Consider the following 17,977-nt stretch of genomic DNA (forward strand, 5'->3'; position numbering starts at 1 on the left):
CAGTGAATCAAGGCAGAATCGCGAAGGTGACCGACTCCCGCAACGCCGAGGACCGTGACGCCGCCATCCCCCGCAACGGGGCCGCGCGAACGGCGAAGTTGGCCAGTATCCCCCTCGGCATAGCGGGACGGGCGGTCGGCGGCTGGGGCAGGCGGCTGACCGGGCAAAGCGCCGAAGAGGTCAGCGCGACGCTGTCGGCGAAGGCCGCGGAGCAGCTTTTCGAGGTCCTTGGCACGCTCAAGGGCGGCGCGATGAAGTTCGGCCAGGCGCTGAGCGTCTTCGAGGCCGCGGTGCCGGACGAGATGGCGAAGCCCTACCGCGAGGCCCTGACGAAGCTTCAGGCGGCCGCGCCACCCATGCCCACCCGGCAGACCCATCGAGTCCTCGCCGAGCAGCTGGGGCGCACCTGGCGGCAGCGATTCGCGGCCTTCGACGACGAGCCCGCCGCGTCCGCGAGCATCGGCCAGGTCCACCGCGCGACCTGGCACGACGGTCGCGAAGTCGCCGTCAAGGTGCAGTACCCGGGGGCCGACGACGCCTTGCGGAGCGATCTTCGGCAGCTCCAGCGTTTCAGCAGGTTGTTCCAGGCCTTCGTGCCGGGGACCGAGGTGAAACCGCTCCTGGCGGAACTCGCCGAACGGATGAACGAAGAACTCGACTACCAGGCGGAAGCCCAGAACCAGCGAGACTTCGTGAAGGCGTTCGAAGGCGTCCCCGGGTTCCTGATCCCCCGCGTGGTCGCCAGCGCACCGAAGGTCGTCGTCACGGAGTGGGCCACCGGCACACCGCTCTCGAAGATCATCGCCGGCGGCGACAAGGAGACGCGGGACCGCGCCGGCCGCCTGCTCACCGAGTTCCACTACTCGTCCCCGGAACGAGCCCGGCTCCTGCATTCGGACCCCCACCCCGGCAACTTCATGCTGACCTCCGACGGCAGGCTGTGCGTCATCGACTTCGGCGGAGTGTCCAGGCTGCCCGAGGGGATTCCGCAGCACCTCGGCGAGATGACCAGGCTGGCACTCGACGGCGAGTCCGCGAAGCTGATGCGGCTGCTCAGGGAGTCCGGCTTCATCCGGGCCGACGCGGATCTGCGGGCCGACGACGTACTCGCCTACCTGGCCCCGTTCACCGAACCGCTGGCGGGCGAAACGTTCCACTTCACCCGGCGCTGGATGCAACGGCAGGCGGGCCGGGTCGGCGATACCCGCGGCCGGGATTTCCGGATCGGCCGCTCCCTCAACCTCCCGCCCGAATACCTGATGATCCACCGGGTGACCGCCGGCTCGACCGGCATCCTCTGTCAGCTCGACGCCGAGATCCCCGCCCGCGCGATCGTCGAACGCTGGCAGCCGGGCTTCGCGGCCTGAGAAAGTTATCCACAGGGAACGTTGGGACTGAGCGGAAAACGGGCTCGCCCGGGCGAGTTGTCCACAAGTTCGCGGAAGCGGTTCCACCCGGTCGGCCCAGCGGTCATCCTCGATTCATGACCATTACACGAAGCGCCCGACTCATGGCGCTCAGTAACACCAGCGAATCCGGGATCATCACCAGCCGCGAGCTGCGCAAGGCGGGCGTCACCGCGCGCTACGCCGCGAAGCTCTGTGGCCCGGGCGGTCCCTGGCGAAGGCTGATGCCGGGTGTGATCCTGTTGCGCGACGCCGCGCCCACCCGGCTTCAGCTACTGCAAGCCGCTGTCGCGCGGTTCGGGCCGGACGTGGTGGTGACAGGCGCCGACGCGCTACGCGCACGAGGCGTCGACTGTCCGGTGACACGGGAGGTCCATCTCCTTGTCCCCGAGTACCGTCGCGTGCCCGCGGAGCCCGGCATGCTGCCGCGAAGAACGACACGAATGCCGCCGCCGACCGTGATCGACGGTGTTCCATTCGCCCCACCGGCCAGGGCCGCGCTCGATCTCGCCCGGTTGGAGCTCGACCCCTCGCGAATCGACGAACTGATCACGCTGCCGCTGTATTGGGGCCTGTGCACGCTCGACGAACTCAGCGAGGAGCTCGATTCCGGCAACCGACGGGGTTCAGCCGCGGTGCGGGCGGCCTTGCGGCGCGTCGATCCCGAAGAGACGTACGCGCATGGGCTGGCGCAGAAGGTCCTCAGCGGCTGTCCGCTGCCCTCGCCCTCGTGGAACACGACGCTCTGCGACCGACGAGGGCGCCCCATCGGCACCGCAGATGCCTGGTGGGACGACATCGGCATGGCATGGCAGTTCCGTGCCCCGAAACAAGGCGCCGCGAATTTCCACCCGCTGGCGCTGACCGCGACCGGGACCGTGCTGGTGCGCTGCACCATCGACCAGATGAGAAAGGTGCCGATGGAAGTCGCGGCCGAGCTCGTCAGGGCGTTCGCCGAAGCGGCGCGGACACCGAGGCCGAAGGTTCGCACGATCGGCCGCATCGACGCGGCCTGAGTGGTTCACCAGTACTCGTCCGGCAGCTTTCCCTCGATGTCGCGGGTGTGGCGGCGAGCGCAGGCGGGGCACATCCAGCGCACGACGTTCTTCTCACGGGTGGAAACCCAGGCGAGCGTCTGCGCCGGCTCCTCGTCGACGCCGCGGATCTGGCCGCACAACGAGCAGCCGATCGGCTCGTTCACGATCGCCGTCCGCGATGGATCGTCTTCGCCCCTTGCAGGAACAGGTCCTGGCGCGCGCCGAGGAAGGCCGGGTTCGCCGGAGCCACCAACGCGGCCACGGTCTCGTGGTCGTCGGCGGCGAGGCGGTCACCTGCGACCTCGCTCAGCCAGGTCAGCCGCTCGACGATGAACTCCCGCAGCAGTTCCGGCCCGGGAGCCGGATGGTGGATGAGCACGCCGAAGGAGTCGACGTCGGTGAGGCCTGCCCGCTGAAGCGCGACATTCCAGCCGTAGGGCATGGGCACGGAGCCGGGAATCCCTGCCCGCATCTCGGCGAACCACTCACCGCGCGCGGCGAGCAGCCTGTCCTCGAGCCCGGGCCGTCCGATGCCGAGATCCCAAGGAAGACAGTTGAAGTCCAGGCCGCCCTCGGAGATGGCGACCAGTCCGCCGGGGCGGGCGAGCCGGGCGAGGGTGTCGATGGCCGCCTGCTGATCGGGCAGGTGATGGACCACGCGGGAGGCCCAGACCAGGTCGGCGGGAGGAAGCTTGGCGGCCAACGCGTCATCGGCCACGTCCGCGTGGATCGTCTCGACGGTGGCCCTGTCGCCGGCGGCCGCGCAGACGACGCGGTGCGCCTCGGCGAGCAGATGCTCGGTCGCGTCGACCAGCACGATCCTGGCGCCGACGGAAGCGAGCTCCTCGGCGAAGAGCACGCTCATCCCGCCCGCGCCGCAGCCGACGTCGAGGATGGTCGGGCCATCCGGCTTGCCCTTCAGCAGCCGTCGAGCAGCCTCCCGCATCGGCTCGGCGTCGAGTGCCTCGGCCATGCGAAGCGATCGAAGCCGATCGGCCCAGTCGATGTCGTCGTGCGTGTGTACGGCCATTCCCCCAGTGAACACCAAGCCGAGCCGCGCAACCGCCCCAAAGGGAGCGGGGGACCTTTGCTACCACCGCGCTGGTGGTAGCAAAGGTCCCCCGCTCCCCCGAGTGGTCAGGCCTGAAGGCGCTCGGCTCGCCGGGCCGCCCAGCGGGCGACCCTGGTCCACCTGCGTGCGGCGCGCGGGCCGCTTCGAGCCCGCTGCGCGCGGACTCCCTCCTCGAGGTCTCGTATTCGGGCCCTGGAAAGTTCTTCGTAAAGCAACATTTCGCTGGTCTCCTCGACCTTGATCTCGTTCAATTCGGTCGGCGCGTGAGTCCCCGTCAGCGCCTCGTAATCCCTGGTGGTGATGAGTTCGACGGTCATGCCGCAGCGCTCCGCTCGACCTTGCGCGCGACGGGGCGAGCCTCGGCGGCCGGCTCGACGACCGGGTTCTTCCGGGGGCGGCCACGGGGCCGCTTCCGCGCGACGACAACGCCACGCTCGAAGATCTCGCCACCCCAGACACCCCACGGCTCACGCCGGGAAAGGGCACCCGCGAGGCAAGCGGAACGGACCGGGCAGTCCGCGCAGAACGCCTTCGCCCGCTCAAGCTCTGCCGGCGACTCGGCGAACCAAAGGTCCGCGTCGCCCGAACGGCAGGGAAGCATCGACTCAGGCGAGTCGATGGCGTCGAGCAGGTCGCCGACGCCGGCGTCGGCGAAAGGCAGAGCCTCCCCCGGCGCGAAAGCTATGGCCGATGACATAAGTGCACTCCTCTGTCCCGTAACGGATTTCGTACTCACGGTGGAACTGGACAACGCTGAACCCCAATTAGGTTGTGCAGCCAACTTGTTTGTGCAGCAAAAACACGAAGGCCGCGGATCCGGTAACCGGTTCCGCGGCCTTCGTGAGCCTCTGGTCCTGACTAGGTCAGGAACTTCGCTCCCGTATGGACAACGGAACACGGAACTGCTTGATGACCGGCAGATCGACGCCACCGTTCTCGTACGCTCCACCGAAGGCGGCGACGTGCGAGAAGGTTTCTTCAGCGGCGATCCGGCCGAGGTCGAAACGCTGGGTGCCGCGGGCGGCGAGGATGCTCACAGGCACAAAGGTGCCCTGGCGCTGAGCCTGCGGGAATTCCGCGACGCAGGACAGACGGGTGCCAGGGTTCGTGAGCATCATGTTGATCGTCATTTCACCGGCACCGCCTTTCTCTGTCGCGCGCGAACCGCCCTGCGGTCTACGCTGTGTTGTAGATGTTCTTCCCCAGTCCGGGCTCTTCCCGCCCGGTACCTGCAGGTTATTGCCACCGGCCGCACCGGGGCAACTTATTTTCCAGAAAATCCGTCGAAGTTGCGAAGATCGGCTCTGAGCAGCAGGTTCGCCGCGTGGATCATGCCTGGAACGCGGTCAAGACTCCACCGACGCCCGTACGACGTCGAGAACCTCCGCTCCGAAGCGTTCGAGCTTCGTCGCGCCGATCCCGGAGATGGCGCACAACGCCGTGTCGTCCGTCGGCCGCTGCTCGGCGATGGCGACCAGCGTCGCGTCCGTGAAAACGACGAAGGCCGGCACCTTGAGCTCGCGCGAGCGCTCCCCCCGCCAGGACTTCAGCTTCTCGAGTAGCTGCTCGTCCACGTTGGACGGACAACGGGAGCACCGGCCCAGCTTGATGTCGAGCGTCTCCGGCAGCGGCCCGCCGCACACCCGGCACCGGGCCTTGTTGCCGGGCTGCTTCGGCTGCTGCGAGCGAGCAACCCTCGCCGCCGGATGATCTTCGGGGATGAGGCCGTAGAGGAAGCGGCTGCGGCGCCGGTTGCGGCGATTTCCCGATGTTCTGGCCAAGGCCCACGAGAGCGAGAGGTGCTCTCGCGCCCGAGTGACACCGACATAGAAGAGACGGCGCTCTTCTTCGATGGCCGCCTCATCGCCGTCGGCGTGGAGGATCGGCATGGTCCCCTCGGCGAGCCCCACGAGGAACACAGCGTCCCATTCGAGCCCTTTCGCCGCGTGAAGCGAGGCCAGGGTGATGCCCTCCACCGTCGGCGGGTGCTGCGCTGTCGCCCGCTGCTCGAGCTCCGCCACGAAACGCGGCAGATCCGCGTCGTCGACGGTGGAGGCCAGCTCCTCGGCCAGCTCGACGATCGAGAGAAGCGCGTCCCATCGCTCTTTCGCCGCACCTCCGGCGGGAGGCTGGTCCGTGAGCCCTACTTTCGCGAGCACGGAGCGGACCCGGGTCACCAGCTCGCCGGTGTCGGCGTCGGTCGACGCCATCCGCAACGCGGACATCGCCTGCCGGACCTCCGCCCTGGCGAAGAACCGCTCGCCGCCACGGACCAGGTACGGGATTCCCATCTCGGCCAGAGCCTGCTCGTAAGCCTCCGACTGGGCGTTGACGCGGTAGAGCACCGCGATCTCGCTGGCCGCCACTCCGCTGTCGAGCAGATCACGGATCCTGCGGGCGACGGCCGCAGCCTCGGCGGTCTCGTCGTCATATTCGGCGAACCGCGGGACGGGCCCGGAAGGACGCTGGCCGATCAGTTTCAACCTCGACCCCGCAGGACGGCCACGCGCGGCACCGATCACCTGGTTGGCGAGAGCCACGACCTCCGGAGTCGACCGGTAGTCCCGTTCGAGCCGCACGACCGTCGCCTCGGGAAACCTCCGCGTGAACTCCAGCAGCGGACGGGGGGAAGCCCCACCGAACGAATAGATGGTCTGGTTGGCGTCGCCGACGACGGTCAGGTCGTCGCGGCCGCCGAGCCAGGCGTCGAGCAACCGCTGCTGCAGCGGGGTGACGTCCTGATACTCGTCGACGACGAAGCAGCGGTAGCGCTCACGGAACTCCTGGGCCACCACCGTGTGCTCCTCGAGGACCGCGGTGGTGTGCAGGAGCAGATCGTCGAAGTCGAGCACCTGCGCGGCGTTCTTGACCTTCTCGTAGTTGCGGTAGACCTCCGCGACCTGCGACGCGGGAGCCGGGGTGTCCCGCTGCGTGCGCGCGGCGACCGCCGGGTAGTCGTCCGGCGATACCAAAGAGGCCTTGCTCCACTCGATCTCACTGGCGAGGTCGCGCAGGAGCTCCGTCTCGGTGCCGAGGCCGGCCTTGTTGGCGGCTTGGCTGATGTAGCGGAACTTGTTCTCGAGGAGCTCCCACGGCCGGTCGCCGACCACCTGCGGCCAGAAGTAGCGAAGCTGGCGGCGAGCTGCGGCGTGGAAGGTCAGCGCCTGGGCGGCGTCGACCCCCAGCCCCCGAAGACGCGTGCGCATCTCGCCCGCCGCGCGGGTCGTGAACGTGACCGCGAGTACCTGACCAGCGGCGACGTGCCCGGACCGGACCAGGTGGGCGATGCGGTGCGTGATCGTCCTCGTCTTGCCGGTCCCCGCTCCCGCGAGGACACAGACCGGCCCCCTCGGCGCGCAGGCGGCGGCGCGCTGCTCGGGATCGAGCCCATCGAGCAGGCCTGGACGACTCTTCGGGGACGATGCGCTAACCACGCCCCGATCCTCGCAGAGGGCCCGACGGGTTCGGCGCAGGGCACGCGGCCGTATCCTGGTCACATGGCGGGAAAGCAGGACAAGGAAGCAGCGAAGCTGGCCAAGAAGGAGAAGCGCGCCGCGAGCAAGGCTCGCCGCGGGCAGATCTTCGAGGCCTTCAAGATGCAGCGCAAGGAAGACAAGGCGCTCATCCCCTGGATGGTCGGATCGCTCCTGGTCATCACCGGTGTCGTGTTCGGCATCGGGTTCATCTTCGACGTCCACTGGGTCGTGCTGCCGCTGGGCATCCTGCTCGGCGCGCTCGCCGCCGTGATCATCTTCGGCAGGCGGGTCCAGAAGACCGTGTACTCGAAGGCCGACGGGCAGCCCGGCGCCGCGGCCTGGGCACTCGAGAACATGCGAGGCCGCTGGAAGGTGACGCCGACCGTGGCGGCCACGACCCAGCTCGACGCCGTGCACCGGGTGCTCGGCGGCCCGGGTGTCGTGCTCGTCGCCGAGGGAGCGCCGCACCGCGTGAAGTCCCTGCTTGCGCAGGAGAAGAAGCGTGTGTCCCGCTTGATCGGTGAGACCCCGATCTACAACGTGATCATCGGGAACGAAGAGCAGCAGGTGCCGCTGAAGAAGCTCCAGGGCTACCTGATGAAGCTTCCTCGCAACCTCAAGCCCGCCCAGGTCGACGCGCTGGAAGCGAAGCTGGCCGCCCTCGGCAGCCGCGGTGCCGCCATGCCCAAGGGCCCGATGCCCGCCGGCGCGAAGATGCGCAACGTCCAGCGCACCATCCGCCGCCGCTGACCAAACGAGAATCAGGGGTCCTTTGCTACCGCCAGGTGGTAGCAAAGGACCCCTGATCCGTCTTCGGGCGAAAAACTGTCGGTGGGTGGTCGCATGATCACTGTGTGGACAGAACCTTGAGCGCCCGGCAGAAGATGCTGGCGGCGATGTTCCCGGACGGCGTGGCCGCCCGGGCGAAACTTGTCGCCCTGGGGTACTCACACTCCTCGATCTCTCGATATTGCCGAGAAGGCGGTCCGTGGAGACGTCCCATACCCGGCGTCATCCTCCTGACCAACACCACGCCGACCAAGCACCAGCTCTTGAAGGTCGCGCTGACTCACGCGGGCCCGGAGGCGATGCTCACCGGCGTACAGGCCGCCAGGTTGTACGGAGTACGAAGACTCCCGCCAGAAAGACGTGCGCACACCTTGATCCCCCACCGGAGCAAAGTGGCCACCTGGGGATTCGCTGTCGTGGAACGAACGATCCATCTGCCGGAACCAGTGGAGATCGACGGACTCCCCGTCGCCCCGCTCGCCCGGGCCCTGATCGACGCGGCACGACGGATGGATGAGCTCAACTCGGTGCGGGCCATGATCCACGACGCGGTCCATCGCGGGCTCTGCACTCCAGAGGAGCTCCGAGTCGAGCTTGCCCAGGCCAGCACGATCGGCTCCGCACTCCCCCGGATCGTCGTCAATGCCCTCCAAGACGGGGTCGACTCCGCCGTCGAGCAGTGGTTGGAGTCCGTACTGGAGCGCAGTGGTCTGCCCACGCCCATGCGGAGGGCAGAGCTGCGGACGTCGGACGGAGCGGTGGTCGGAGTCGCCGATGCCTGGTGGTCGCAGGCTGGCGTCGCCTTGCAGGTCCGCCACGACGAGGCCGTTCTCGATCCGGACAAGTCGCCCAAGATTCCAGCGCTGGCCGCTCCAGGGCTCATTGTCGTCCAGGTAGGCCCGGCACAGCTGCGTGACGAGCCGCTGGTGGTGATCCAGGATCTGCGAGCGGCGCACCGCCGCGCTCGGCAACGACCGCCGCCGAACCTAGGGAGCGTTCCCGCGGCGCCGGCCGCCTGACCACGGCCGGTCAGACAGCGGTATGCCCAGGCGAGAGCAAAGGTCCCTTGCTCTCCCGCGAGGTCATCGCATGCGGATCACGACGGTCCCGGTCAGCCGGTCGAGCCAGCTTCGGCCGTCGATGTTGCGGATCGCGGCCGGGATGATCACAAAGGTCAGTGCCGCGCGCATGACCGCACGCCACACGCCGACCATTTGCGCGCCGTCGAGCCTGGCGACGCGGATCCCTACCACCGCCATACCGGGGGTGAAGCCGAAGAAGGCTGCGGGAATGACAGTGATCGCCGCCCAGACGCCGACCGACCAGAGGTTGAAGGTCTGCATGACAGCCGGATCCTGAAGGCTGGGAGTCACGAAGATGGTTGTGACCAGCGAGGCGAGAACCAGATCGATGATCAGCCCGAGAAGGCGTGCGCCGCCGCCCGCCACCGAGCCGACACCTGATTGGGGCAAGCCGAGTCGCTCGCCACGCCACCGCTGCGTACCCTCGCCACCGGCAGTCGTCTCGTCACCGGCTCCGGGCAGCCATTCTCCGGTCCATCTCGCCACCCATCCAGGGTATGCCGGTGGCGCGGGCCACATTCGCCCTGGTCGACTACCCGATATCGCCGCCCCGTTAACACCGGCGAAACATACGGGTGACGGTCGGGCAACACCGCGCTCTTAGCGTGAGCCGAAGAGAGTACTGCCGCCGGCAACGAACGAGAAGGAGTCACCGAGGGTGCCCACTACTCCAGACGACATTCAGCGCCTTATCGCCGACGAGAACGTAGAGGTCGTCGACGTCAGGTTCTGCGACCTGCCCGGCGTTATGCAGCACTTCACCGTTCCGGCGAAGGCGTTCAACGAAGAAGCCTACGAAGAAGGCCTGGCCTTTGACGGCTCCTCGGTGCGTGGTTTCCAGTCGATCCACGAATCCGACATGCTGCTCCTCCCGGACCCCGAAACCGCGCGTATCGACCCGTTCCGCAAGGCGAAGACGCTCTCGCTGAACTTCTTCGTGCACGACCCGTTCACCCGTGAGGCGTACAGCCGCGACCCGCGTAACATCGCGCGCAAGGCCGAGCAGTACATCTCCGAGTACGGCGTCGCCGACAACGTGTTCTTCGGCCCGGAGGCCGAGTTCTACATCTTCGACTCGATCCGGTTCGACTCGGCCGAGCACGCCTCGTTCCACGAGATCGACTCCGTCGAGGGCTGGTGGAACACCGGTGCCGACGTGCCGGGCGGCAACCAGGGTTACAAGACGAAGTTCAAGGGCGGCTACTTCCCGGTCCCGCCGGTCGACCACTTCGCCGACCTGCGCGACGAGATCGTCCGCAACCTGCAGGGCTCCGGTTTCGAGATCGAGCGCGCGCACCACGAGGTGGGCACCGCCGGCCAGACCGAGATCAACTACAAGTTCAACACGCTGCTGCACGCTGCGGACGACCTGCAGCTGTTCAAGTACATCGTGAAGAACACCGTGTTCGCCGCCGGCAAGACCGCGACCTTCATGCCGAAGCCGCTCGCCGGTGACAACGGCTCGGGCATGCACTGCCACCAGTCGCTGTGGAAGGACGGCACGCCGCTGTTCCACGACGAGTCGGGGTACGCGGGTCTGTCCGACACCGCCCGCCACTACATCGGCGGCCTGCTCAAGCACGCGCCGAGCCTGCTCGCCTTCACCAACCCGACCGTCAACTCGTACCACCGGCTCGTGCCGGGCTTCGAGGCCCCGGTCAGCCTGGTGTACTCGCAGCGGAACCGGTCGGCTTGTGTCCGTATCCCGATCACGGGCAACAACCCGAAGGCCAAGCGCGCCGAGTTCCGGTGCCCGGACTCGTCCGGCAACCCGTACCTCGCTTTCTCGGCGATGATGATGGCCGGTCTCGACGGCATCAAGAACAAGATCGAGCCGCCGGAGCCCATCGACAAGGACCTCTACGAGCTTCCGCCGGAGGAGGCCCAGAACGTCAAGCTCGTTCCTGGCGACCTCGGCGCGGTTCTCGACACGCTGGAAGCGGACCACGACTACCTGCTCGAGGGTGGCGTGTTCACCCCCGACGTGATCGAGACATGGATCTCCTACAAGCGTGAGAACGAGATCGACCCGCTGCGGCTGCGTCCGCACCCGTACGAGTTCTCGCTGTACTACGACGTGTGATCGTGCGGTAGGCAACACCAAGAGCACGCCGGTGGTGAGGTGCGGAAGCGCCCTCACCACCGGCGTTTCTTATTTGGTCATTCGCGGTACGGCTACTCCGAAGTGGAGAGCACCTTCAGATCGACGCCTGCACGCTCGATGCGCCCACGCGGGTCGTCCACCAGCTTGCGCCGCTCGAGATCCATCAGCCCCAGCGTGCACGTGATCTCGGCGGAGAGGGTGCCATCGACCTTGTAGATGTTCGAATCCATGTGGAAGGTCTTGCCGGTGCCGAACTTGGCGTCACAGGTCACGTCGACGACATCGCCCGCACGAAGCTCGCGCCGGAACACGATATGGGACTCGAGCAGCACGAAGGCCAGATTCGCGTCGCGCATGCCGGCGTTGAGGCCGCCGGCGAGCTCCATCAGCTCGAGTCTGGAGACTTCACCGTACGAGTGGTAGACGGCGTGGTTGAGATGGCCGAGGGTGTCCAGCTCGTAATGACGCACCTTGATCCGGGTGCGAAATGGCTCGCGCACAGTCACCGGTCCACTGTAAGCGCCACTCACCGTCCGCGACGTCGAGTGTGAGCAAGGGACCTTTGCTACTACCTCGTCGCTTCCAGGCAGGAGGTAGCAAAGGTCCCTTGCTCACTTACCGCAGGTCAGAGCGGTCAGCCTTGGTAAAAGAGGGTCTCCACGACCGCATGAGCACGTCGCGTCGTCCGCCGGTAGGCATCGAGGAACTCGCCTGGATCGTCATCGGCCGAGTAACCGAGCACTCGCGCGACCGCGGCCAAGTCCCGGCCGGAGCTCGGGATCTCGTCGACGGCCTTACCGCGGACCAGCATCCCGGCATTGCGCACACGCGTCGCCAGCAGCCAGGCCTCGGTCAGGGATTCGATCTCGGCGGGCTCGGCGAGCCCCGCCTCTGCCACGGCTTTCAGCGCCTCGATCGTCGAAGTGGTCCGAAGTCCCTCGACTTCGTGCCCATGACGCAGTTGCATGAGCTGCACAGTCCACTCCACGTCGGCGAGCCCTCCGCGGCCGAGTTTCGTGTGCCGCGTCGGGTCGGCGCCCTTGGGCATCCGCTCCGTCTCCACCCGAGCCTTGATCCGCCGGATCTCCCGCACTCGAACCGCGTCGAGGCCCGCTTGCGGGTATCGAATGGGGTCGATCATCTCGATGAACCGAGCGCCAAGGTCGTCGTCGCCTGCGATGAACCGTGCGCGGAGCAGCGCTTGCGACTCCCAGACCTCCGCCCAACGACCGTAGTAGCTGCGGTAGGACTCCAGGGTTCGCACCAACGGACCGCTCCGCCCCTCCGGACGGAGATCGGCGTCGACGACCAGCGCAGGATCGGGGCTCGGGGCCCCGAGGATCTTGCGCACCGTCTCAGCGACCGAGGAAGCGAACTTCGCGGCTTCGGAGTCCGACACCCCTTCCGCGGGCTCGCACACGAAGAGAACATCCGCGTCAGATCCATAGCCGAGTTCGGCCCCGCCCAGGCGCCCCATACCGATGACAGCGATCTTCGCGGGCGTCTGGCCGAGCTCAGCCTGACGCTGGCGAAAAGCAGCGGCCAAGGCACCTTGAAGCACGGCGACCCACACGCTCGACAACGCCGCGCAGACCGCGGGAACGTCCAGCAATCCCAGCAGATCTGCCGCCGCGATCCGCAACATCTCGTGACGGCGGAGCGATCTCGCGGCCGCGACTGCGGCGTTCAAGCCCGGTTGCCGCCGTACTGCGGCTCGCAGCGAGGTGGCCACCTCTGCCGGAGTGCGACCGGCTAGCCGCGCGGGATCACCGAGCAGCTGCAGGACCTCGGGCGCTCTCGCCAGCAGGTCGGGTACCAGTCGCGAGGTTCCCAGCAGGAAAGCGAGCCGCTCGACGACTGCGCCCTCATCCCGGAGAACCCTGAGGTACCAAGGCGTTTCTTCAAGCGCTTCGGAGACTTTCCGGTAAGACAGCAGCCCGCGGTCAGGGTCCGGAGTGTCGGCGAGAAGGTCCAGCAAAACCGGCAGCAGTGCCTGCTGGATGGCCGCCCGACGTGACATTCCCGCGGTCAACGCCTTGATGTGTTGGAGGGCGCCGTCCGGAGCGGCATAGCCGAGCGCGGCGAGACGGCTCTCCGCCTGTTTCGTGGTCAGCCGGAGCGCTTCGGTCGGCACGTTCGCGACAGATTGCAGCAGAGGCCGATAGAAGAGCTTTTCGTGAAGCCGTCGGATGCTCTGCAGATGACGGCGGAACTCCGCCAGCAGAATGTCCCCTTCACTTTTGCCCCGAGCCGGCCGCACACCGCTCGCCCTCGCGATCGTTCGCAATTCGCTGACGTCCGAGGCGGCAGGGAACAGGTGCGTGCGCCGAAGCCTGCGAAGCTGAAGCCGATGCTCGATGGTCCGGAGAAATTCGTATGACGATGCGAGTTCCGCAGCGTCCTTCCGGCCGACGTAGCCGCCGTCACCCAAGGCGGCGAGCGCGTCCATCGTGGACGGAGATCGCAGCTCCGCGTCGATCCTGCCATGGACCAATTGCAGCAACTGCACGGCGAACTCGACGTCGCGCAGCCCTCCGCGCCCCAGCTTCAGCTCACGCTCGGCGTGCGCGGAAGGCACGTGCCCTTCGACGCGGCGCCGCATCTTCTGGACTTCGGGGACGAAATTCTCCCGATCGGCCGCGGCCCAGACCTTCGGTGCGACCATCTCCGCGTACTGGCGCCCGAGCTCGGCGTCGCCCGCCACCGGTCGTGCTTTGAGCAATGCCTGGAACTCCCAGGTCTTGGCCCACTTCTGGTAGTAAGCGGCATGCCCGTCGAGGGTCCGGACCAAGGCACCGGCCTTACCCTCCGGACGCAACGCCGCGTCGACCTCGAAACAGGCCTTGCCGACCACGCGCATCATCGTGCTGGCGAGCCGCGTGGAGACCGTCAGATCTCCGTCGCCAACAAAGATGACGTCCACGTCGCTCACATAATTCAGCTCTCGACCACCGCATTTGCCCATCGCGATTACGGCCAGCCGGCCTTCGGCACCGGCACCCACCTCGGCCTCCGCGACCAGCAGCCCCACTGTCAGCGCGGCCTCGGCCAGCGTGGTGAGCTGGGCTCCGATCTCGGCATAGGGGGGCTGGCGAAGGCCAGGTTCGACCAGATGCCCGAGGTCGGCCGCTGCGATGCCGAGGAGCAGCTCGCGATAGCCGACGCGAAGAGCCTGCTCCGACTCGAGTCCAGTGAGCACTTCTCCATTCGGCCGTAAGTGGTCGAGGAGACTGCTCACGTACTGACCCGGCTCGGTGCTCTTCTGTCCTTCGAGGGTCTTCCAGCAGCCGGTGTTCGAGACCAGGAAGTCCGCGAGTGCGCTCGAGGTGCCCAAGACACCGAGCATCCGGCCGCGGAAGGTGCGATTGGTGCGGAGTGCCTGGTCGAGTCCGCTCCAGTTTTCAGGGTCGGCTTCCCTGATCCGGTCCAAGCCGCTCAAAGCGAGATCAGGATCCGCCGCGCGGGAAAGGGCGGACAACACGTCGGCGGCGGAGCCGTCCGGGCCGGCTTCGGTCCACCAACCGGCAGCACGCAGCTGCCCGTCGGCACGGGGATCGGTGAAGCCGTATCTCGCTACGGAAGCGGTCGGCCTGGCGCGCTCAACCATCGGCTTCCACCGTAGTCGCCCTTCCGCCCACGGCCAGACGGACGCGCAAGGAAGCAAGGGACCTTTGCTACCTCCCGGCTGAGGCGGTAGCAAAGGTCCCTTGCTCCCACTAGGCGGCGATCCTGCCGACTTCCTGTTCCGGAACGGGCGGGGCAGCGCTGGTGAAGCTGCCTGCGTTGACGGGGCTCCGCCGTGAAAGGAGGTAGATCCCAATGCCGATCGTGAGGCCCGCGACGCCGACGGCGATCGTGCCCACTGTGCCGGTGGAGGTCACGAGGCCGGCACCGGCACCGACGATGGCGGCTGCCGGAAGCGTGAACAGCCAGGCGGTCACCATGCGGCCGGCCGTACGCCAGCGAACCGGTGACTCATTCCTGCCCACACCGGAGCCGATGATGCCACCGGAGCAGACGTGGGTCGTCGAAAGCGGGAAGCCGAAGTTCGTCGAGGCGAGAATGACGGCCGCCGAACTCGTCTGAGCGGCGAAGCCCTGTGGGCCATCGATATCGGTGAGGCCTTTGCCCAGCGTGTAGGTGATTCGCCAGCCGCCCAGGTACGTGCCGAGCGCCAGCGCCAGCGCCGCGCTGACGATCACCCAGAGCGGCGGCCCCGCCCCGGCGGGGAGGGTCCCGGCGGTGATCATCGTCAGCGTGATCACACCCATGGTCTTCTGCGCGTCGTTCGTGCCGTGGGCGAGCGAGACCAGCGAAGCCGAGATGATCTGGCCGACTCTGAAGCCCGCAGTGCGACCGCGGCGGACGAAGAAGCGGTAGACGAAGTACGTCACGGCCATCGCGACGAGGCCGGCCAGGACCGGCGACAGCGCCGCTGGAACCAGCACCTTCTCGACGATCTTTCCGAAATGGACGGAGTCCGTTCCGGCCGACACCCACGTGGCACCGATCAGCCCTCCGAACAGCGCGTGGGACGAGCTGGACGGCAGGCCGATGAACCAGGTGATCAGATTCCACACGATCGCCCCGACCAGGCCCCCGAAGACGATCGCCGGGCCGATCTTGGTGTCGTCGACGAGTCCATTCGAGATGGTCTTGGCCACCTCGACCGACATGAACGCTCCGACCAGGTTCAAGACCGCGGAGATCGTCACTGCGACCCTGGGTCGCAACGCCCCGGTGGCGATCGACGTCGCCATCGAGTTTGCCGTGTCATGGAACCCGTTTGTGAAATCGAAAATTAGGGCCGTGACGACGACGAGCACGACCAACAGTGAGGGCTCCACCCCGACCTCCGAACCCTTCGAAACTCCCCTCGCAAGGTACCTGACGGCAACACCCGAGTGTTAATAACCCATACGGATTTGAGACATAAGTCGTTAAGCCATCGGCAATGTACGTTGACGGTCCGCAGCCGGGGCGAGGTCACCGGACACCAGTCGGACGAAGCGATGGGCGAACGGTCGCCAAGTTTCGGTGATATCGGCATGCACTTTGGCGAGGTTTTCCGGGGTTAGTACGTCCGGCCGGGTGAGTTCCGCCATTTCCGGCGCCTGCCGTGCCCAATCGAGGACCACGTCGGGCGTCGTCTCGATGTGGAACTGGACACCGTAGGCACAACGGTCGAATCGGAAGGCCTGGTAGCCGTACCGCGGAGAAGAGGCGAGAATCTCCGCGTCTGCGGGCAGTCGGGTGATCGCGTCGTTGTGGAACTGCAGGACGTCCTGCATGAGCGGCAGGTCCGCGAACAGCGGGTCGGTCCACGCAGCGTCCTTCTTGGACACAAGCCCCGGGCCGACCTCGGGCCCTTCATCGCCCGTGCTGACACTGCCGCCCAGCGCTACGGCCAGCAGTTGGCTGCCGAGGCAGATCGCGAGTGTCGGGATCCGCGCCCCCGCGGCTTTCGAAAGAAGCTTCCGCACGTCCGCGAGCCACGGGTGAGCCTCGTCGTCGTTGGCACCCATCCCGCCGCCAAGGCATACGACGCCGGCGTATCCGTCAAGATCGGCGGGAAGAGTCTGATCAGGCAGCAACCGGATGTCGAGCTCGGCGCCCGCCTCGGTGAGCCAGTCGCCGAGGGGGCCGATCGGGTCTGATTCATCCGGCTGGATGACGAGCAACTTGGGAGCGGTCACCTCCCCAGCCTACGACCGCGCCGAGAGCAAGGGACCTTTGCTACCGCGCGGGCGGTGGTAGCAAAGGTCCCTTGCTCCTCAGCAGGCGCAGCGCGGGGCGGGCGCGGAAGACAGGGCGTCTCGCTCAACGGGATAGCCGGCCGCTTGCCACGCGGTGATGCCACCGGAGAGGCGTTTGACCTTGAAGCCGAGCTCAGCAAGTTTCAAAGCGCCCTTCGTCGCGGCGTTGCAATGGATGCTTTCGCAGTAGCAGATGTAGACGAGTTCGCGGTCCAGCCCGCTGACCGACTCTGCTGTCATGTCCCGGTACGGGAGATTGATCGCGCCGGGGATACGAGCGGACGCGAAGGCCTCGGGAGCTCTGGTCTCGACGATCACGTAACCCTGTTGGGTGCCAGAGGCGAGATCACGGACCAGGTCGTCCGGGTCGACCTCGAGAGCGAGTTCGGCGCGCAGGTGCGCGGCCGCCGTCGCGCTGTCCAGAGCCGGAAACGTCAGTGCGCGGGGTTCGGTCGTCATGACTCAATCCTCGTAGGCAGTGATCGTTCGCGACATCGGAGAATCCAGGTCTTGGCAAGGGCTAGCCTGGAGATTCCTCGCGAGCATGACGATCGACCTGGAGTTCTGTGAATCTCGATGATCTCGACTGGCAGCTGCTCGAGCTACTCCAGTCTGACGGCCGACTGACCTATTCAGAGCTCGGCAGGCGGGTGTCGCTGTCCGCGCCCGCGGTGACCGAGCGGGTACGTCGGCTCGAAGAGAGAGGCATCATCACCGGGTACTCGGCGAGTGTCGATCTGACGAAGCTCGGGCTCCCGATCGAAGCGATGGTCCGGGCGAGAGTACGCAGCCTGGACACGGCACGCTTCCGCGAAACCATCCTCGCGCTACCGCAGGTGCTCGACGCCGACCACGTCACGGGTGACGAGTGCTGGCTGGTGCGAGTCGCCTGCCGCAACACGGCAGAGCTGGAGGAACTCGTAGAGCGGATGCAGCGCTATGGCGAGACGACCACATCGCTGGTCTTCTCGTCGCCTGTGCGCCGGCGTGCGATCGGCCGCGAAAGCTGCTGAGCGAGATCTCCGCGGGGGGAGCAAGGGACCTTTGCTACCACTCGGCAGACCCAAGCACGAAAAAGGTCTGGGACCTGGGAGAACTCTCGGTTCTCGACCAGGTCCCAGACCTATTTTTAATGTTAGTCCGGCGGTGTCCTACTCTCCCACAACCCTTCGGTTGCAGTACCATCGGCGCTGTCAGGCTTAGCTTCCGGGTTCGGAATGGGACCGGGCGTTTCCCTGACGCTATAACCACCGAA

Annotated in this window: 18 protein-coding genes and 1 rRNA gene; 6 read left to right on the forward strand and 13 right to left on the reverse strand. The window is 66.9% G+C overall.

The window, feature by feature from the left end:
• Positions 1 to 26 precede the first annotated feature (26 nt).
• The gene (locus DMC61_RS19300; RefSeq protein WP_125690440.1) at positions 27 to 1,367 is read left to right on the forward strand and encodes an AarF/ABC1/UbiB kinase family protein; all 1,341 of its coding nucleotides are present in this window, start codon (positions 27 to 29) and stop codon (positions 1,365 to 1,367) included.
• Positions 1,368 to 1,510: 143 nt separating this feature from the next.
• On the forward strand, positions 1,511 to 2,422 hold the full coding sequence (locus tag DMC61_RS19305; protein ID WP_125690441.1) for a hypothetical protein: 912 nt from the start codon (positions 1,511 to 1,513) through the stop codon (positions 2,420 to 2,422).
• Between the two features lie 5 nt (positions 2,423 to 2,427).
• On the opposite strand, the gene DMC61_RS19310 is transcribed toward DMC61_RS19305, so the two are convergent.
• From DMC61_RS19310 to DMC61_RS19335, 6 genes are all read right to left on the reverse strand, one after another.
• Positions 2,428 to 2,607: a hypothetical protein gene (locus DMC61_RS19310; RefSeq protein ID WP_125690442.1), complete on the reverse strand. Its 180-nt coding sequence runs from the start codon at positions 2,605 to 2,607 to the stop codon at positions 2,428 to 2,430.
• Positions 2,604 to 3,473 (reverse strand): bifunctional 2-polyprenyl-6-hydroxyphenol methylase/3-demethylubiquinol 3-O-methyltransferase UbiG, encoded by an 870-nt coding sequence (locus DMC61_RS19315; RefSeq protein ID WP_125690443.1) that lies wholly within the window; start codon positions 3,471 to 3,473, stop codon positions 2,604 to 2,606. Before DMC61_RS19315 ends, DMC61_RS19310 begins: the two co-directional genes overlap by 4 nt.
• Positions 3,474 to 3,580: 107 nt before the next feature.
• Positions 3,581 to 3,832 carry a hypothetical protein gene (locus DMC61_RS19320; RefSeq protein ID WP_125690444.1) on the reverse strand — a complete coding sequence of 84 codons (252 nt, stop codon included), beginning with the start codon at positions 3,830 to 3,832 and terminating at the stop codon, positions 3,581 to 3,583.
• Positions 3,829 to 4,212, reverse strand: coding sequence for a WhiB family transcriptional regulator (locus tag DMC61_RS19325; RefSeq protein ID WP_125690445.1), 384 nt, complete (start codon positions 4,210 to 4,212; stop codon positions 3,829 to 3,831). Before DMC61_RS19325 ends, DMC61_RS19320 begins: the two co-directional genes overlap by 4 nt.
• 166 nt (positions 4,213 to 4,378) lie before the next feature.
• Complete coding sequence (locus DMC61_RS19330; protein WP_125690446.1) at positions 4,379 to 4,645, reverse strand: hypothetical protein; 267 nt, start codon at positions 4,643 to 4,645, stop codon at positions 4,379 to 4,381.
• Positions 4,646 to 4,861: 216 nt separating this feature from the next.
• On the reverse strand, positions 4,862 to 6,949 hold the full coding sequence (locus DMC61_RS19335; protein WP_125690447.1) for an ATP-dependent DNA helicase UvrD2: 2,088 nt from the start codon (positions 6,947 to 6,949) through the stop codon (positions 4,862 to 4,864).
• Positions 6,950 to 7,012: 63 nt separating this feature from the next.
• Here DMC61_RS19335 and DMC61_RS19340 point away from each other — a divergent pair, with 63 nt between their 5' ends.
• Positions 7,013 to 7,741 (forward strand): DUF4191 domain-containing protein, encoded by a 729-nt coding sequence (locus DMC61_RS19340; RefSeq protein WP_016331624.1) that lies wholly within the window; start codon positions 7,013 to 7,015, stop codon positions 7,739 to 7,741.
• Positions 7,742 to 8,196: 455 nt separating this feature from the next.
• Positions 8,197 to 8,799, forward strand: a complete 603-nt coding sequence (locus DMC61_RS41680; RefSeq protein ID WP_233594859.1) for a hypothetical protein — start codon at positions 8,197 to 8,199, stop codon at positions 8,797 to 8,799.
• A gap of 63 nt (positions 8,800 to 8,862) precedes the next feature.
• Here DMC61_RS41680 and DMC61_RS19350 read toward each other — a convergent pair whose 3' ends face one another.
• Entirely contained in the window at positions 8,863 to 9,348 is a 486-nt protein-coding gene (locus DMC61_RS19350; RefSeq protein WP_233594860.1) for an RDD family protein, read from the reverse strand.
• A gap of 172 nt (positions 9,349 to 9,520) precedes the next feature.
• Between DMC61_RS19350 and glnA the strand changes: the two genes are divergently transcribed.
• Positions 9,521 to 10,945, forward strand: coding sequence for a type I glutamate--ammonia ligase (glnA, locus tag DMC61_RS19355; RefSeq protein WP_007033879.1), 1,425 nt, complete (start codon positions 9,521 to 9,523; stop codon positions 10,943 to 10,945).
• A gap of 92 nt (positions 10,946 to 11,037) precedes the next feature.
• On the opposite strand, the gene DMC61_RS19360 is transcribed toward glnA, so the two are convergent.
• The 5 genes from DMC61_RS19360 to DMC61_RS19380 all read right to left on the reverse strand — a co-directional run bounded on the left by DMC61_RS19360 (position 11,038) and on the right by DMC61_RS19380 (position 17,181).
• Entirely contained in the window at positions 11,038 to 11,472 is a 435-nt protein-coding gene (locus tag DMC61_RS19360) for a thioesterase family protein (RefSeq protein ID WP_044856402.1), read from the reverse strand.
• 128 nt (positions 11,473 to 11,600) lie between these two features.
• Positions 11,601 to 14,573, reverse strand: a complete 2,973-nt coding sequence (locus DMC61_RS19365) for a bifunctional [glutamine synthetase] adenylyltransferase/[glutamine synthetase]-adenylyl-L-tyrosine phosphorylase (RefSeq protein WP_125690449.1) — start codon at positions 14,571 to 14,573, stop codon at positions 11,601 to 11,603.
• A gap of 109 nt (positions 14,574 to 14,682) precedes the next feature.
• Entirely contained in the window at positions 14,683 to 15,801 is a 1,119-nt protein-coding gene (locus DMC61_RS19370) for an inorganic phosphate transporter (protein ID WP_125690489.1), read from the reverse strand.
• 105 nt (positions 15,802 to 15,906) lie between these two features.
• Positions 15,907 to 16,662 (reverse strand): type 1 glutamine amidotransferase, encoded by a 756-nt coding sequence (locus DMC61_RS19375; protein ID WP_125690450.1) that lies wholly within the window; start codon positions 16,660 to 16,662, stop codon positions 15,907 to 15,909.
• Between the two features lie 78 nt (positions 16,663 to 16,740).
• The gene (locus tag DMC61_RS19380) at positions 16,741 to 17,181 is read right to left on the reverse strand and encodes a rhodanese-like domain-containing protein (RefSeq protein WP_199750029.1); all 441 of its coding nucleotides are present in this window, start codon (positions 17,179 to 17,181) and stop codon (positions 16,741 to 16,743) included.
• 107 nt (positions 17,182 to 17,288) lie between these two features.
• On the opposite strand from DMC61_RS19380, the gene DMC61_RS19385 reads away from it, so the two are divergent.
• Positions 17,289 to 17,735 carry an Lrp/AsnC family transcriptional regulator gene (locus DMC61_RS19385; protein ID WP_125690451.1) on the forward strand — a complete coding sequence of 149 codons (447 nt, stop codon included), beginning with the start codon at positions 17,289 to 17,291 and terminating at the stop codon, positions 17,733 to 17,735.
• Between the two features lie 125 nt (positions 17,736 to 17,860).
• On the opposite strand, the gene rrf is transcribed toward DMC61_RS19385, so the two are convergent.
• Positions 17,861 to 17,977, reverse strand: a 5S ribosomal RNA gene (rrf, locus tag DMC61_RS19390).

Source organism: Amycolatopsis sp. WAC 04169 (assembly GCF_003947535.1).
Taxonomy (GTDB): Bacteria; Actinomycetota; Actinomycetes; order Mycobacteriales; family Pseudonocardiaceae; genus Amycolatopsis; species Amycolatopsis keratiniphila.

What these genes read in the sequence shown, in the direction of transcription:
- DMC61_RS19315 (WP_125690443.1), bottom strand. Translation starts at nt 3,473, where the DNA reads ATGGCCGTACACACGCACGACGACATCGACTGGGCCGATCGGCTTCGA.
- DMC61_RS19305 (WP_125690441.1), top strand. Translation starts at nt 1,511, where the DNA reads ATGGCGCTCAGTAACACCAGCGAATCCGGGATCATCACCAGCCGCGAG.
- DMC61_RS19380 (WP_199750029.1), bottom strand. Translation starts at nt 17,181, where the DNA reads ATGACGACCGAACCCCGCGCACTGACGTTTCCGGCTCTGGACAGCGCG.
- DMC61_RS19325 (WP_125690445.1), bottom strand. Translation starts at nt 4,212, where the DNA reads ATGTCATCGGCCATAGCTTTCGCGCCGGGGGAGGCTCTGCCTTTCGCC.
- DMC61_RS19340 (WP_016331624.1), top strand. Translation starts at nt 7,013, where the DNA reads ATGGCGGGAAAGCAGGACAAGGAAGCAGCGAAGCTGGCCAAGAAGGAG.
- DMC61_RS19320 (WP_125690444.1), bottom strand. Translation starts at nt 3,832, where the DNA reads ATGACCGTCGAACTCATCACCACCAGGGATTACGAGGCGCTGACGGGG.
- DMC61_RS19330 (WP_125690446.1), bottom strand. Translation starts at nt 4,645, where the DNA reads ATGACGATCAACATGATGCTCACGAACCCTGGCACCCGTCTGTCCTGC.
- DMC61_RS19365 (WP_125690449.1), bottom strand. Translation starts at nt 14,573, where the DNA reads ATGGTTGAGCGCGCCAGGCCGACCGCTTCCGTAGCGAGATACGGCTTC.